The 13,293-nt window shown below is 69.7% G+C and carries 14 protein-coding genes; 6 read left to right on the top strand and 8 right to left on the bottom strand.

The window, feature by feature from the left end; all coding sequences use genetic code 11:
• Nucleotides 1-21 precede the first annotated feature (21 nt).
• Nucleotides 22-387 carry a 6-pyruvoyl trahydropterin synthase family protein gene (locus tag WJM96_RS04020; RefSeq protein ID WP_424811133.1) on the bottom strand — a complete coding sequence of 122 codons (366 nt, stop codon included), beginning with the start codon at nucleotides 385-387 and terminating at the stop codon, nucleotides 22-24.
• Nucleotides 387-1,019 (bottom strand): 7-carboxy-7-deazaguanine synthase, encoded by a 633-nt coding sequence (queE, locus tag WJM96_RS04015; protein ID WP_424811132.1) that lies wholly within the window; start codon nucleotides 1,017-1,019, stop codon nucleotides 387-389. The genes WJM96_RS04020 and queE overlap by 1 nt, the downstream gene beginning before the upstream one ends.
• A gap of 192 nt (nucleotides 1,020-1,211) precedes the next feature.
• Between queE and WJM96_RS04010 the strand changes: the two genes are divergently transcribed.
• The 6 genes from WJM96_RS04010 to WJM96_RS03985 all read left to right on the top strand — a co-directional run bounded on the left by WJM96_RS04010 (nucleotide 1,212) and on the right by WJM96_RS03985 (nucleotide 6,219).
• The gene (locus WJM96_RS04010; protein WP_424811131.1) at nucleotides 1,212-1,628 is read left to right on the top strand and encodes a Rap1a/Tai family immunity protein; all 417 of its coding nucleotides are present in this window, start codon (nucleotides 1,212-1,214) and stop codon (nucleotides 1,626-1,628) included.
• A gap of 9 nt (nucleotides 1,629-1,637) precedes the next feature.
• Nucleotides 1,638-1,922, top strand: a complete 285-nt coding sequence (locus WJM96_RS04005) for a YMGG-like glycine zipper-containing protein (protein ID WP_424811130.1) — start codon at nucleotides 1,638-1,640, stop codon at nucleotides 1,920-1,922.
• Nucleotides 1,923-1,998: 76 nt separating this feature from the next.
• On the top strand, nucleotides 1,999-2,814 hold the full coding sequence (locus WJM96_RS04000) for an ABC transporter permease (RefSeq protein WP_424811129.1): 816 nt from the start codon (nucleotides 1,999-2,001) through the stop codon (nucleotides 2,812-2,814).
• The gene (locus WJM96_RS03995) at nucleotides 2,804-4,162 is read left to right on the top strand and encodes an ABC transporter ATP-binding protein (RefSeq protein ID WP_424811128.1); all 1,359 of its coding nucleotides are present in this window, start codon (nucleotides 2,804-2,806) and stop codon (nucleotides 4,160-4,162) included. Before WJM96_RS04000 ends, WJM96_RS03995 begins: the two co-directional genes overlap by 11 nt.
• Nucleotides 4,163-4,288: 126 nt before the next feature.
• Entirely contained in the window at nucleotides 4,289-5,269 is a 981-nt protein-coding gene (gmd, locus tag WJM96_RS03990; protein WP_424811127.1) for a GDP-mannose 4,6-dehydratase, read from the top strand.
• Between the two features lie 5 nt (nucleotides 5,270-5,274).
• On the top strand, nucleotides 5,275-6,219 hold the full coding sequence (locus WJM96_RS03985) for a GDP-mannose 4,6-dehydratase (RefSeq protein WP_424811126.1): 945 nt from the start codon (nucleotides 5,275-5,277) through the stop codon (nucleotides 6,217-6,219).
• Nucleotides 6,220-6,282: 63 nt separating this feature from the next.
• Here the strand turns inward: WJM96_RS03985 and WJM96_RS03980 are convergent, their stop codons facing one another.
• The 6 genes from WJM96_RS03980 to WJM96_RS03955 all read right to left on the bottom strand — a co-directional run bounded on the left by WJM96_RS03980 (nucleotide 6,283) and on the right by WJM96_RS03955 (nucleotide 13,165).
• The gene (locus tag WJM96_RS03980) at nucleotides 6,283-8,376 is read right to left on the bottom strand and encodes an acetate--CoA ligase family protein (protein ID WP_424811125.1); all 2,094 of its coding nucleotides are present in this window, start codon (nucleotides 8,374-8,376) and stop codon (nucleotides 6,283-6,285) included.
• Nucleotides 8,377-8,378: 2 nt separating this feature from the next.
• Complete coding sequence (locus tag WJM96_RS03975; RefSeq protein WP_424811124.1) at nucleotides 8,379-9,452, bottom strand: acyl-CoA dehydrogenase family protein; 1,074 nt, start codon at nucleotides 9,450-9,452, stop codon at nucleotides 8,379-8,381.
• Between the two features lie 2 nt (nucleotides 9,453-9,454).
• A complete protein-coding gene (locus tag WJM96_RS03970; protein ID WP_424811123.1) occupies nucleotides 9,455-10,633 on the bottom strand; it encodes an acyl-CoA dehydrogenase family protein in 1,179 nt (392 codons plus the stop codon).
• Nucleotides 10,634-10,635: 2 nt separating this feature from the next.
• Entirely contained in the window at nucleotides 10,636-11,406 is a 771-nt protein-coding gene (locus tag WJM96_RS03965; RefSeq protein WP_424811122.1) for an enoyl-CoA hydratase/isomerase family protein, read from the bottom strand.
• Between the two features lie 106 nt (nucleotides 11,407-11,512).
• The gene (locus WJM96_RS03960) at nucleotides 11,513-12,175 is read right to left on the bottom strand and encodes a TetR/AcrR family transcriptional regulator (RefSeq protein ID WP_424811121.1); all 663 of its coding nucleotides are present in this window, start codon (nucleotides 12,173-12,175) and stop codon (nucleotides 11,513-11,515) included.
• A 3-nt stretch (nucleotides 12,176-12,178) separates the two neighbouring features.
• Nucleotides 12,179-13,165, bottom strand: coding sequence for a Bug family tripartite tricarboxylate transporter substrate binding protein (locus WJM96_RS03955; protein WP_424811120.1), 987 nt, complete (start codon nucleotides 13,163-13,165; stop codon nucleotides 12,179-12,181).
• Between the last annotated feature and the right edge of the window lie 128 nt (nucleotides 13,166-13,293).

Below are 13,293 nucleotides of genomic sequence, written 5' to 3'. Positions count from 1 at the left end.
TCCTGCGGCCAGCGATGGCCTTCAGCCGGGGCCGAAATAGGCGCAGGCGTCGCCCTCGGAATCGCGGAAGACCGTGACCTTGGACAGCGCCGCGCATTGGGGCGAGAGGCGCCGCCAGATCCAGGCCGCCAGGCTTTCCAGCGTGGGCGGGCCGAGGTCCGGCACCTCGTCCAGGAAGCGGTGGTCGAGCCCGTCGCGCACCCCCTCCAGCGCCCGGCGGAAGAGGCCGAGATCCATGAGCATGCCCGTCTCGGGGTCCGCCTCGCCGCGCAAGGTGACCTCGGCGCGGTAGGAATGGCCATGGATGCGGCGGCTCGGCTCGGCGTCGATGGCGCGGTGGAGGGTATGCGCCGCCTCGAAGCGGAACTGCTTGCTGAGCTCGAACATCAGGGAATTCCCAGCAGCTTGTGCGTCTGGAGGCTGAGGCGCCATTTCGGATGCGCCAGGCAATAGGCGATGGCGGCCTTGGTATGGGCCGCGCGGTCCGGGCCGTCCATGGGCTGCAGCAGATGGGTACCGAAGGCGAGGCCCGCGAAATCCGCCGGATCCAGCCCTTTCTGGGGAAAGACGAATTTCAACTCGTCGCCCTGGGTCAGGACCAGCGGCGCGCCGGATTTGGGGCTGACGCAGACCCAGTCGATCCCCTCGGGCGGGGCGATGGTGCCGTTGGTCTCGATGGCGATCTCGAAGCCCTCTTCGTGCAGGGCGGCAACCAGGGCAGGGTCGACCTGGAGCAGTGGCTCGCCGCCGGTCAGCACCACGAAGCGCGCCCCGCGGCCCGGGCCCCAGCAGGCGGCGATGGCCTGGGCGAGCGCCGCCGCATCGGCGAAGCGCCCACCGCCCGGCCCGTCCATTCCCACGAAATCCGTGTCGCAGAAGGTGCAGGTCGCGGTCGCGCGATCCTCCTCGCGCCCGGTCCAGAGGTTGCAGCCGGCGAAGCGGCAGAACACGGCCGGGCGGCCGGCCTGACGGCCCTCGCCCTGAAGCGTGTAGAAGATTTCCTTGACGGCGTAGCTCATGGTCCGGCGCGGCGGCCGCCCCTCGGGATGCAGAAAAATGGGAGACGCCCGCGCGTGCCGCGGCCGATCCGGCCCTTTCTGCATGGGCCACGCCCCGAGGGCAAGGGCAGCCCCCTGAATCCGTTGAAAAGGATTGGAACGATGGGAATGTTCATGCAACGCTCGCCACAGTTGAGAGAGGAAATAGCGGTCATGAGATTCCTTGCTGTCGCCGGGGCGCTGGTGGCGCTCGCCGGCCCGGCCCTCGCCCAATCGGCGAACCCGTCCGTGGATCCGAGCGCCTTCCAGGGCCGGACGGCCGGCGATCTCGCGGCCCTCTGCGGCGCGACGCAGGACGACCCGCGCTATGTCGCGGCCGTGCATTTCTGCCACGGCTTCCTGCAGGGCGCCGCGCAATACCACAACGCGACCCGCCGCGCCGGCACCCGCACGCCCCCCCTCTTCTGCCCGCCCGAGCAGCGGCCCTCGGTGGAGCAGGTGGCCAGCTCCTACGTCACGTGGCTGCGCGGGTCCCCGCAATATGCCGGCGAGGCCGCGGTGGACGGGCTCACGCGCTGGGCGCAGGCGACCTATCCCTGCCCGGCTACGCCCCCCCGGCGCCGGCGATAGGAGGCTGAGATGCAAATCTCGCGGAAGATCTCGATCCCGGCCCTGGCCGCCGTGGCCGCCCTGACCCTGGGCGGCTGCGAAAGCATGGACGACACCACCCGCCGCACCCTGACCGGCACCGGCGTGGGTGCCGCGGCCGGCGGCATCATCGGCTCCTTCTCCGGCAATGCCGGCTGGGGCGCGCTGATCGGCGCCGGGGCCGGCGCGGCGGGCGGCTACCTCTTCGACCGGAGCCGCCAGAACGAGCAGCGCGCCTTCGAGAGCGGCTACGAACAGGGCCGGTCCTCGCGCTGAACCGGCGGGCGCCGGGCCGCCGCGCCCGGCGCCGCTTGCTTGACAAGCGCCTGGACTGGCCTGCATCCCGTGTCGGATGCGTCGTTTGCCTGCCCATCTGCCCTGGTTCCTGGAATCCTGCCTTTCACACCGTGAGCTGATCGTGCGGCTGGCGGGTCGGGAGATCTCGCAGCGCTTCCGGGGCAGCATACTGGGCCTGGGCTGGGCGCTGCTGCTGCCGCTCATGACCGCGGCGGTCTACACCTTCGTCTTCAGCGCCATCTTCCAGTCCCGCTGGGGCGGCTCGCAGGATCATGCGCATTTCGCGCTCATGCTGCTCATCGGCATGGGGGTCCACAGCGTCTTCGCCGAGGCCGTCAACCGCGGGCCCATGCTGGTCGTCGGCAATCCCAGCTACGTCACCAAGGTCATCTTTCCCATCGAGGTGCTGCCCGTCGTCGCCGTCCTCTCGGCGCTGACCAATGCCGCGATCATGCTGGGCATCGTCATTCTCGGGCAGCTCCTCCTGAAGGGCGTGCTGCACTGGACCGTGATCTTCGTGCCGCTGATCGCGCTGCCCTACCTGGTCTTCGTCACGGCCACGGTCATGCTCTGCGCCGCGATCGGCGTCTTCATGCGTGACCTCTCGCAGATCGTCGGCCTCGTCGTGACCGTCACCTTCTTCCTGACCCCGATCTTCTATCCGCTGGAGGCTGTGCCCGAGCGCTTCCGCCTCGTCATGCGGCTCAACCCGCTCACCTCCATCATCGAGCAGACGCGCACCGTCGTCATCCATGGCGGCATGCCGGACTTCGTCAGCCTCGGCCTCTACTTCCTCTGCGCGGTAGCGAGCCTCGCGATCGCCGTCTGGGTCTTCCAGCGCCTGCGTCCGGGATATGCCGATGTCCTCTGATATCGCGATCCGCGCGGCCGGGCTGCGAAAGGCCTACCGCATCTATCCCGCGCCGGCCGACCGGCTGCGGCAGTCGGTCTACCCCCGCATCAAGCGCCTGTTGCGCCGCCTGCTGCCGCCGCTCGGCCGCCGGCTGCGCGACCGCGACTACTTCACCGACTTCTGGGCGTTGAAGGACATCTCCTTCGAGATCGCGCGCGGCGAGACGGTGGGCATCGTCGGCCGCAACGGATCGGGCAAGTCCACCCTGCTGCAGCTGGTCTGCGGCACCCTCTCGCCCAGCGCGGGCGAGGTGCAGGTGAATGGCCGCGTGGCCGCGCTGCTGGAGCTCGGCTCGGGCTTCAACCCCGAATATACGGGGCGCGAGAACATCATCCTCAACGCCAATGTCCTCGGCCTGAGCCGCGAGGAGACGCTGGCGCGGATGGATTCCATCCTGGACTTCGCCGAGATCGGCGACTTCATCGACCAGCCGACCAAGACCTATTCCTCGGGCATGGCGATGCGCCTGGCCTTCGCCGTGATCGCGCATGTGGATGCCGACGTCCTGATCATCGACGAGGCGCTGGCGGTCGGCGACGCCATGTTCCAGCAGAAATGCTTCCGCTGGCTGCGCGACTTCCAGGCGCGGGGCACGCTGCTTTACTGCGGGCACGATACCGGGGCGATCCTGGGCCTCTGCACCCGCGCGATCTGGCTGAACAAGGGCGATACCCTCCTCATCGGCCCGGCGCGCGAGGTGGTCGAGGCCTATACCGCCTTCACGCAGACCGGCCGGCTGTCCGCGCCGGCCGCTGCGCCGGCGGCCGAGGCCGGCGCAGCCCCGGCCGCGCCCGTATCGATGCCGGCGGAGGCGCAAGCCCAGGCGCGCCTCTCCATGGAGGGCGAGCGCGAATCCTACGGCAGCGGCCTCGCCGAGATCACCCGCGTGAGCCTCGGCTGGGACGATCCCAGCCCGCGCAACTGGCTTGAGGGCGGCGAGGAGGTGGAACTGCGGCTGGAGGTGACGGCGCGGGCCGATCTTCACCAGCTGGTCGCCGGCTTCACCATCAAGGACCGGCTCGGGCAGCCGGTCCTTGGCGACAATACCGTCGATCTGAACCAGAGCATGGACCTGCGCGCGGGCGAGACGGCGGAGCTCGTCTTCCGCTTCACGATGCCGCACCTGAATTCGGGCAGCTATGCCCTCAGCCCGGCCGTCGCCTCAGGCACGCAGATGACGCACATCACCCACCACTGGGTGCATGACGCCATCGTCCTGGAATTCCACGCGCCGCGCGACATCGGCGCCATCGTGGCCATCAAGTCCCATGAAAAGAAGTGGCTGCGGAGGCCGGATCACCGCTAGCGGCCGAACGATCCCATTATGGAACCCCGCGCGGCCCGTCCGCGCGGCGAGGTCCCGGGGTGGCGGTGGCTCGCAAGGCTCGCCCTCCTCCTCTAATAGTCGAGAGCGTCATCATAGGAATCCCAAATGCGTAAGGCCCTCATCACCGGCGTCACGGGACAGGACGGTGCGTATCTTTCCCAGCTCCTGCTCGACAAAGGCTACGAGGTCTATGGCCTGCTGCGTCGCTCCGCCTCGGCCGAGGTCATCGACGAGCGCCTGCGCTGGCTGGGCATCGCCGGGCGCATCCGGATGGTCGACGGCAACCTCACGGACTTGTCAAACCTGATCCGCACCATGCAGGAGGTTCAGCCGGACGAGGTCTATAACCTCGCCGCCCAGTCCTTCGTGAAGACCTCCTGGAGCCAGCCGCTGCTGACCGGCAACGTCACCGGCGGCGGCGCGCACAACATGCTGGAGGCCGTGCGCATCGCGGCACCGGGCGCCCGCTTCTACCAGGCGTCCTCCTCGGAGATGTACGGCCGCATCCAGGAAGCTCGGCAGAGCGAGACCACGCCCTTCTATCCGCGCAGCCCCTATGCCGTCGCCAAGCTCTACGCGCATTGGATGACGGTGAACTACCGCGAGAGCTTCGGCCTCCACGCGTCGAGCGGCATCCTCTTCAACCATGAGAGCCCGCTGCGCGGCATCGAGTTCGTCACGCGCAAGGTCACGGACGGCGCGGCCCGCATCAAGCTCGGCCTCGCGAGCGAGCTGCCGATGGGCAATCTCGACGCCACGCGCGACTGGGGCCACGCGCGCGACTACGTGCGCGCGATGTGGATGATGCTGCAGCAGGACACGCCGGACGACTACGTGGTCGCGACCGGGCGCACGGTGAGCGTGCGCGACATGTGCCGCATCGCCTTCGCCCATGTGGGCCTGAACTACGAGGACTTCGTGAAGGTCGACCCGCAGTTCCTGCGCCCGGCCGAGGTGGACGTGCTGCTGGGCGACCCCACCAAGGCGCGCGAGAAGCTGGGCTGGGAGGCGAGCGTGAGCCTCGAGGAAATGATCGTCGAGATGGTGGACGCGGACCTCGCCCGCCATCGCGCGCGCATGCGCTGACCCGCGTGCGCCGCATCCTGGTCACCGGCGCGTCGGGCTTCGTCGGCGGCCATCTGCGCGGCGCGCTGCGGGCCGCCTTCCCCGAGGCGCGGCTGATCGCGGCCACGCGCGGGGAAGAAGTGACGGGCTGGGACGAGATCGTCCCGCTCGACCTGCTGGATCCAGGTTCCTGCGCCGCCGCCATCGACATCGCGGCGCCGGACGCGGTGGTGCATCTGGCCGCGCTGGCGGCGGTGGCCCAGAGCTTCAGCAACCCGGTCCCCACCTGGCAGGCCAACCTGCTCGGCACGATCTCGCTGGCCGAGGCCGTGCGGATACGGGCCGGCGGCGCCGTCTTCCTCCTGGCCTCCTCGGCCGAGGTCTATGGCCTCTCCTTCCAGTCGGACCGGGCCCTGGCCGAGGACGCGGCCATGCGGCCCGCCAACCCCTATGCGGCCTCCAAGGCGGCGGCCGATCTCGCGGTGGGGGAGATGGCGCTGCGGGGCCTGCGCGCCATCCGCATGCGGCCGTTCAACCACACGGGCCCCGGGCAGGCGGATGCCTTCGTGGTGCCCGCCTTCGCGCGCCAGGCAGCCCTGATCGCCGCCGGCCGGCAGGAGCCGGTGATGCGCGTGGGCGCGCTCGACCGCTGGCGGGACTTCCTGGACGTGGCGGATGTCTGCGCGGGCTATGTTGCCGCCCTTCAGGCCGCGGAGCGGCTGGAGCCGGGCGCCGTGTTCAACCTTGCCTCGGGCCAGCCGAAGCGTGTCGGGGATATCCTGGCGGACCTGCTGCGCCTCGCGGGCGTGTCGCCGCGGATCGAGGCCGACGAGGCGCGGCTGCGGCCCACCGATGTCCGGCAGACACTGGGGGATCCCTCGGCGGCCGCCCAGGCGCTGGGCTGGCGGCCGGTCGTGCCGTGGGAGCAGACGCTCGCCAGCGTGCTGGCCGACTGGACGCGGCGAATCTGAGCTACCGGGCGGGACGATCCCGCCCGACGCGCGATCGCCGGCGCAGGCCGCGCTCCGCGTGCCTCATCCGGCCGCCGGGGCCTCCCGCAGCGCCACCAGCGCGTCGAGCGCGTAGGCGCCGTCCTGCCTCACCAGGAAGGGATTGATCTCGACGCTCTCGATGGTGTCCTGCTGCGCCACGGCCAGCTCGGAAACCGCGATCAGCGCCTTCACGAGAGCCGGTTTGTCCATCGGCGGGCGGCCGCGGAAGCTGTCGAGCAGCTTCGCGCCCTTCACGGAGGCGATGAGCTTCCCGGCGCGCTCGGGGGTCAGCGGCGCCGTGGCGAAGGCCACGTCGCCGAAGAGCTCCACCGAGACGCCGCCCAGGCCGAACATCACCATGGGGCCGAAGACCGGGTCGCGCTGCACGCCGATGATGGTCTCGACACCGCCGGAAACCATGGGCGCGACCAGCACGCCGTCCAGCTTCGCCCCCGGCTTCTTCTCCTTCGCGCGGCGAAACAGCTCGTCGAAGCCGGCAGCGACGGCAGCGGCGTCGGCGACGTTCAGCAGCACGCCGCCGACCTCCGTCTTGTGGGGAATGTCGTCGGACAGGATCTTCATCACCACCGGGAAGCCCATGGCGGTGGCCGCCGCGGCAGCCTCGGCGGCCGTCGCGCAGGCCTGTTCCGGCAGCACCGGCACCCCGGATTTCGCGAGCAGCGCCTTGGCCGCCGCCTCGTTCCTCGAGGCAAGCGCGACCGGTGCGGCCTTCGCCATTTCCGGCGCCGCGACAGCCGCGGCCTGCAGCTCGCGCACGAAGGTCGCGCCGGCGATGGCGCGGATGGCGCGCGAGGGGTCCTCGAAGACGGGGATTCCCGCCGCCTCCAGCTTCAGGCGGATCTCGTCGATATGCGTCATCACCGCGACGACGAGGCGGTCCGGCGCCGATCTGCGCAGCTCCAGCAGCGCCTTCTCGAGCGGCGGGAAACGCTCCAGGTTGCGGCCGAGATGGGCCAGGTAGAAGACGAAGGAGCCGAGCTCCGCGCCGCCCATCATCGCCTGGCTGATCGTCTCGAAGACATGCATGCGGCCATTCAGCTGGGCCGTGGTGTCGATGGGGTTGCGGCCACCGGCGGCGGGCTGGATCTCCCTGATCCGCGCCAGCACCTCATCGGACATGGCGGGCACCTTCAGCCCGGCATTCACGCCGCCATCGGCCATCAGCACGCCGAGGCCGCCGGACACGCTCAGGATGCCCACCCCGCGCGAGGGCGGCAGCGGCGCGATGGAGCAGACATAGGCGATGTCGATCATCTCCTCGATCGACTGCGCGCGCACGGCGCCGCATTCGCGGAACACCGTGTCGATGATGCGGTCCTCGCCCGCCAGCGAGCCGGTATGCGTCGCGGCGGCGGCCGCGCCCTCCTCCGTGCTGCCGACCTTCATGATGATGACGGGCTTGCGCGCGGCAGCCGCCTTCAGCAGGGCGCGGCGCAGGCCGGCGCCGTCCTTGCAGCCTTCCAGCGACGCGCAGATGACGCTGGTGCCGGGGTCGTCGGCCAGGTAGTCGATGCAGGCGGCGACGTCGATATCGGCCTCGTTGCCCGTCGCGATCGCGCGGCTGATGCCCACGCCGCGGAAGCCCGCGACGGCGTAGATGTGAGAGCCATAGGCGCCGCTTTGCGTCGCCACGCCCACCGTGCCCGGCCCCGGCCGCGCGGTGGCAAGAAGGCTCGAGAAGGTGCCGAAGAAGTCATCCGGCGGGCTGATGCTGCCGAGCGCGTTCGGCCCGGTGATGCGCATGCCGTTGCGCTTCGCGATGTCCACGAGCTCAGCCTGCATGGCGATGCCCTCGCCGCCCTCCTCCGCGAAGCCGGAGGAGAGCACCTGCACGAGCTTGATGCCCTTCTGCGCGCATTCCTCCAGCGCCTTGGCGCAGAGCTTCGCGGGAAGCACCATGAAGGCGGCATCCGGCGTCTCGGGCAGGTCCAGCACGCTCGCATAGGCGGGCAGGCCCTGCACCTCCTTCGCCGTCACGTTGATCGGGTAGATCTTGCCCTTGTAGCCGAGCTCCTTGATGTGCCAGAGCGCGCGGCCGCCCAGCTTCTCAGGGTCGGCCGAGGCGCCGATGACGGCGACCGAGCGCGGCCGGAACATCTTTTCCAACTGGTGCATGCTCAGGCCTCCTGGTCGGCCAGAAGGCGCGAGGCGTGATAGACGCGGTTGCCGTATTCGAACTCGGCCATCATGAGGCGCTTGCAAAGCCGGTTGGCCGGCAGCTCCTCCGTCATGCCCATGCCGCCATGGCACTGGATGGCGGATTCCGCGACGGCCCGCCCGGCCTCGCCGAGCCGCAGCTTGGCGAAGGCGATGGCCTGCCAGGCGCCATCACCCGACTGCGCGGCCCGCAGCGCGCGGGCGACGATGCCGCGGACGGTCTCGTACTCGACATACATGTCGGCCACGCGGTGGCGCAGCGCCTGGTAGGTGGCGAGCGGCTGGCCGAACTGAACACGGTTCAGCAGGTACTGGATGGTCTGCTCCACCAGCGCGCCCATGGCGGAGACGCATTCGATGCAGGTGAGCAGCGCGCCGATATCGCGCGCGGCATTCGCGCGCCGCAGCACCTCGGGCCCTCGTGCCACGATCCATTCGGGCTGAACCGCGACACGGCCGAAGTGGAAGTCGGCCGCGAGGCGCCAGTCGATGCGCAGATAGGTCGCGGCCTGGATACCCCGGGCATCGGCGGGGATGAGCAGCAGCGCGGGCTCCTCGCCATCCACGGCCACCGCGAGATGCGTCGGGTCGGGCGGCGTCTCGATGCCGACCGCATCGCCATCCAGCGAAGCCCCGGCGGACAGCGCCTTGCCGTCCGCGTCACGCGCCGCGCCGGGGAGGATCACGGCGACGCGCGCCGCCCCGCTCGCGACGTCCGCCAGGATGGGATGACCCGCGAGCAGCGTGGGCACGACGCCGCAGCTTCCCGCCACCGGAAGCGCCAGCGCGGCCCGTCCGGCGCCGGCCGCCAGCGCCGCGAGATCGGCAAGGTCGCCGCCCGCGCCGCCGGATTCCTCGGCGATGGCGGTCGCCATCCAGCCCAGCTCCGCGATGCCGTTCCAGTGCCGGCCGATGCAGGCCGCCTGCGCCGGCGCCTCCGCGATCGCCGCCAGCTCCGCGCCGGCATCCACCGCGAAGCGCGACGCCATCTCGTACATCTCTCCGCCGATCACCGGCTTGGTCTCGAAGCCCATGGTCAGATCCCGAACAGCTGCTTGGCGATGACGTTCTTCTGCACCTCGCTGCTGCCGCCGTAGATCGTGCGGACGCGCGCGTACATGTAGTTCTGCACCCACTCGATGCCGGGTGCCTCGGCGTTCGGGCCCTCGCCGTCGATGCGCTTGAAGCGCGGCGCGAGCCGCTGGCCCACCGCGTCCAGCGCGATCTGGCTGATGGTCTGCATGGTCACGCTGGTGCTGAGCTTGATGACGGCCGGCAGCATGCCGAGCGACTTGCCCTCGATGGCCGCCTCGATGGATTCCCGCCCCAGCTCCGACGCACCCAGCAACTCGGCTTCCGCCAGCAGCAGGCGATGGTTCAGAAGGTCGCGCTCGGCGCGGCGGGTCTCGCCGGCGAGTTCCTTGCCGACCATCTCGCGCACGCGCTCCAGCGCCATGCGATGCGGCGCGATGTTGGCGCCGCCCAGGCGCTCGCGCTCCAGCAGGAATTTTCCGTAGGTCCAGCCCTGGCCCTCCTCGCCGATCCGGTTCGCGACGGGAACGCGGACGTTGTCGAGGAAAACCTCGTTCACATGGTGCCAGCCGTCGATCGTGCGGATGGGGCGGATGGTGATGCCGGGCGAGTTCAGCGGGATCAGCAGCAGGCTAATGCCCTGCTGTTTCTTCGCCTCCTTCGAGGTGCGGACCAGCGTGTACATCCAGTCCGCTTCCTGGGCGTGCGAGGTCCAGGTCTTCTGGCCCTCCACGATGTACTCGTCGCCCTCGCGCCGCGCCGTCGTGCGCAGCGAGGCGAGGTCGGAGCCCGCGCCCGGCTCGGAATAGCCCTGGCACCACCAGTCCTGGCCGTTGAGGATGCCTGGCAGGAAGCGCTCCTGCTGCTCCTTCGTGCCGAACTCGATGATGACGGGGCCGAGGTGCCGCAGCCCATGATGGTATTGCGGCGGGCAGTCGCACTCGGCCATCACCTCGTCGAAGATGACGCGCTGTCGCGTGTCCCAGCCGGTGCCGCCGAATTCCTTCGGCCAGTTGGGCGCGCCCCAGCCGTGCTCGAAGAGGATCTTCTGCCAGGGGTACCAGATCTTTCGCGACAGCTTGCGGTAGCTCGCCACCACCGCGCGAATCTCCGGCGGGCAGTTCTTCAGCGCGAACTCCCGCAACTCCTCGCGGAAGGCTTCGTAGTCGATGGTGGCGGACATGCTCAGCGGCCCTTGAAGTTCGGCTTGCGCTTCTCGAGCTGGGCCGTGCGGGCTTCCTTCGCGTCCTCGGTCTTGGAGAGTTCGTAGGTGAAGTTCTGCTCGAAGCGATAGGCGTCCTTGGGGGACATCAGCTCGACGAAGTTGCAGCTGTTCTTCGCGTACTTGATGCCGAGCGGGCTCTTCTCCGCGATGCGCGCGGCCATCTTCAGCGCCTCGGGCAGCAGCTGCTCCTGCGGCCAGATGCTGTCGATGATGCCCTGGCGATACAGCTCGGAGGAGGGGATGCGGTCGCCGGTGAACATCAGCCGCCGCGTCCAGGACTTGCCGAACATCTCGCGGATCATCGCCGCGCCGCCGGCCAGGCCCACATCGATCTCGGGCATGCCGAAGCTCGCATCCTCGGCGGCCATCATGATGTCGCAGGCGGCCATGAGGCCGAAGCCCGCGCCCAGCGCCGTGCCGTTGATCGCGGCGATGACGGGCTTTGTGCATTCCTTGATGGAATTGCCCAGCTCGCGCGTCGTGCGGTTGTGATGCCAGTACTGGCCCGGCACCTTCGGGTCCGGCCGCTGCTTGAGGTCGGCGCCCGCGCAGAAGATCTTGCCGTGCGCGGTGAGGACGAGGACGCGCACGTCGTCGCGGTCCGTCGCCGCGTCGAAGATCTCGATAAGGCGGTCCTTCATCTCCGCGTTCACCGCGTTCACCGGCGGGCGGTTCAGCGTCACCACGCCGATGTAGTCGGATACCTCGAACTTCACGATGTCGGATGACATGATTTTCGCTTCCTCCGCCAATTCATGGCACTCTGGCCGGCTATCTACCGACCGTTCGGTAGGCTACGCTAGTTGCATCCCGTCCGCCGCACAAGCCGCCTCGCGATCAACGTTTCGTTGTTCGCGCGCCGATGCCGTCGACGATCATGTCGCAGAAGCGCTCCGCCACCTGCGCGGCCGTGAGCGGCCCTTCCGGCGCGTACCAGCGCGGCATCCAGTTGATGCTGCCCAGGATGAATCTTCCCGTGACGGCGACGTCGGCTGCCTGGATCTCCCCGGCATCCACACCGGCCTGCAGGATCTCGCGCAGCAGCTGCTCGTAGCGGTCGCGCCAGGCGATGCGCTCCTTGCGCGCGCGGGCCTTGGGATCGCTCCAGAAGACGGTGGAGCTGGCGATCCAGGCCCAGCGGAATTTCTCGAAGAACTTCGCGGTCTGCGTCAGGAAGATGCGCAACCGCTGCAGCGCCGGCCGCGACGGATCGTCATGCCGTGCGACATGCAGGTAGATCGATTTCGTCGTCCCCAGCGCCAGCGGGCGCAGGATCGAATCCTTGTCCGGGAAGTAGTGGTAGAGCGTGGCCTTGGAGACGCCGCACTCGGCCGCGATGTCGCGCATCGAAGCGCCGTCGAAGCCGTGCTGCGCGAAGAGCCTGCAAGCCACCTGGAAGATCTGCACGATCCTCCCCTGCAGGGGGTTCCCCGCGCTGTCGAGCTCGAGGATCTCGGCGAGATCCTCCAGCCCCTCTGCGGCATCCGGCACTCTCTCCATGCGTCAGCCCGCGGAAAGGCCGGCCTGGCGGATGACCGGTCCCCATTTCTCCACCTCGGCGCGGAGGATGTCCGCGAGCCCTTCCGGAGAGCTGGACAGCGGAGGGCTGCTTCCCGCCTCCCTCATTCGCCGCGCCAGGCCCGGATCGGCGAGGACCTTCACGAGCGCCGCGTTCAGCCTCTCGATCATCGGGCGCGGCGTGCCGGAGCGGACGCAGATGTAGTTCACGACCCCGACCTCGAAGCCCGGGATCGTCTCGGCGATCGTCGGCACGTCGGGCAGTTCCGGGTAGCGCTCCAGGCTCGTCACCGCGACGGGGCGCAGGTTGCCCGCCTGGATCTGCGGGATCATGACGCCATAGGTGTCGATCGACATCGTGACGCGGCCGGAGGCGACGTCCTGCACCGCCTGCGCCGTCCCGCGATAGGGCACATGCGTCATGCGGATGCCGGTCTTCATCGAGAGCAGCTCGCCGGAAAGATGGCTGCCGGCGCCGTTGCCCGCGCTGGCATAGGTCAGCTCGCCGGGCCGCGCGCGGGCGAGCGCGATGAGCTCCGGCATGGTCCTCGCCGGCACGTCCTTGTGCACGGCGAGAAGGTAGGAGCCGCGCGTCAGGAGGCTGACCGGCGCGAAGTCGCGGTCGGAATCATAGGGCAGGTTCGCCATCAGGAACCGGTTGGTGATCAGCGGCCCCGGCGTGCCGTAGAGCAGCGTGTAGCCATCCGCCGGCGCGCTCGCGACCGCGGCCGTCCCGATGGTGCCGCCCGCGCCGCCCCGGTTCTCGATGATGATGGGCTGGCCGAGCTCGGCGCCCAGGGGCTCGGCGACGAACCGCGCGGTGACGTCCGCGCCGCCGCCCGGCACGAAGGGCACGATCATGCGGATCGGCCGGCTCGGATAATCCGCCTGGGCGCGGGCGCGGGCGGCCAGGAATGGCAGGGCGAGCGCACCCCCTATCGCGGCGCGGCGCGGCAGGCCGTCACCCTCCAAGGATGCCTCTGGGCGCGGGCGATCAGCGCCGGACCGTAGCTTCATGAGCCGTTTCCCTCGTTTTCCGCCGCCTCTGCGGGCGATGGCGGAGCCCTTTGCTAACCGAACGGTCGGTCGGGCTCCGGGGC

The organism is Roseococcus sp. YIM B11640 (genome assembly GCF_049727625.1).
Lineage (GTDB): Bacteria > Pseudomonadota > Alphaproteobacteria > Acetobacterales > Acetobacteraceae > Roseococcus.
This window is presented reverse-complemented; position numbering and strand designations above follow the sequence as displayed.

Excerpts from the sequence above, each read along its gene's own strand:
- WJM96_RS04005 (WP_424811130.1), top strand. The coding sequence starts at position 1,638 with ATGCAAATCTCGCGGAAGATCTCGATCCCGGCCCTGGCCGCCGTGGCC.
- gmd (WP_424811127.1), top strand. The coding sequence starts at position 4,289 with ATGCGTAAGGCCCTCATCACCGGCGTCACGGGACAGGACGGTGCGTAT.
- WJM96_RS03975 (WP_424811124.1), bottom strand. The coding sequence starts at position 9,452 with ATGGGCTTCGAGACCAAGCCGGTGATCGGCGGAGAGATGTACGAGATG.
- WJM96_RS04020 (WP_424811133.1), bottom strand. The coding sequence starts at position 387 with ATGTTCGAGCTCAGCAAGCAGTTCCGCTTCGAGGCGGCGCATACCCTC.
- WJM96_RS04010 (WP_424811131.1), top strand. The coding sequence starts at position 1,212 with ATGAGATTCCTTGCTGTCGCCGGGGCGCTGGTGGCGCTCGCCGGCCCG.
- WJM96_RS04000 (WP_424811129.1), top strand. The coding sequence starts at position 1,999 with ATGCGTCGTTTGCCTGCCCATCTGCCCTGGTTCCTGGAATCCTGCCTT.
- WJM96_RS03980 (WP_424811125.1), bottom strand. The coding sequence starts at position 8,376 with ATGCACCAGTTGGAAAAGATGTTCCGGCCGCGCTCGGTCGCCGTCATC.
- WJM96_RS03965 (WP_424811122.1), bottom strand. The coding sequence starts at position 11,406 with ATGTCATCCGACATCGTGAAGTTCGAGGTATCCGACTACATCGGCGTG.
- WJM96_RS03970 (WP_424811123.1), bottom strand. The coding sequence starts at position 10,633 with ATGTCCGCCACCATCGACTACGAAGCCTTCCGCGAGGAGTTGCGGGAG.
- WJM96_RS03960 (WP_424811121.1), bottom strand. The coding sequence starts at position 12,175 with ATGGAGAGAGTGCCGGATGCCGCAGAGGGGCTGGAGGATCTCGCCGAG.
- WJM96_RS03995 (WP_424811128.1), top strand. The coding sequence starts at position 2,804 with ATGTCCTCTGATATCGCGATCCGCGCGGCCGGGCTGCGAAAGGCCTAC.
- queE (WP_424811132.1), bottom strand. The coding sequence starts at position 1,019 with ATGAGCTACGCCGTCAAGGAAATCTTCTACACGCTTCAGGGCGAGGGC.